Source organism: Pseudomonas sp. FIP_A4, from assembly GCF_036701605.1.
Classification (GTDB): Bacteria; Pseudomonadota; Gammaproteobacteria; order Pseudomonadales; family Pseudomonadaceae; genus Stutzerimonas; species Stutzerimonas phenolilytica.
Genome location: NZ_JAYDXP010000117.1, coordinates 1 through 398 on the forward strand (window position 1 = coordinate 1; position 398 = coordinate 398).

Here is a 398-nt window from a genome sequence, read left to right on the forward strand (position 1 = left end):
GCAAGCGCGCCGGTAGCAGGCGTTCGACCTGCGGCGTGGCAATACGCCGTATTCGCAGCGCATCGGCGGCGGCGTTGGGTGGCGGAAGAAAACGCCCCCAGTACCGCCAGGGCGATCAGCAGGGTCAGGTTGTGCTGCGGATCGAGCCGGCAGTGCCGTCTCGACCCAGGGGGCGCTCCTCGCTGACGCGGGGAGCAGTATCGATGGCGGATTTCGGCCAAAATCGGACGCTCCCAGGTTGAAGCGCTTAATCCAATGGTCGCACCCGTGCACAGGAAATCTGTGCCGCTACCGGCGTGAATCCGGCAGCAAAGATCAAGGATCTCTCCGACGAGCAGGACGATTACTGGGCCACGCCGGTCGAATCCCTGATCCGCGGTGCCGGTGACTGCGAGGAC

General features: G+C 64.8%; 1 pseudogene. It reads left to right on the forward strand.

The window, feature by feature from the left end:
- Positions 1 to 257: 257 nt before the first annotated feature.
- Positions 258 to 398 (forward strand): annotated as a pseudogene (locus U8L64_RS05175) (hypothetical protein); the annotation flags it as partial.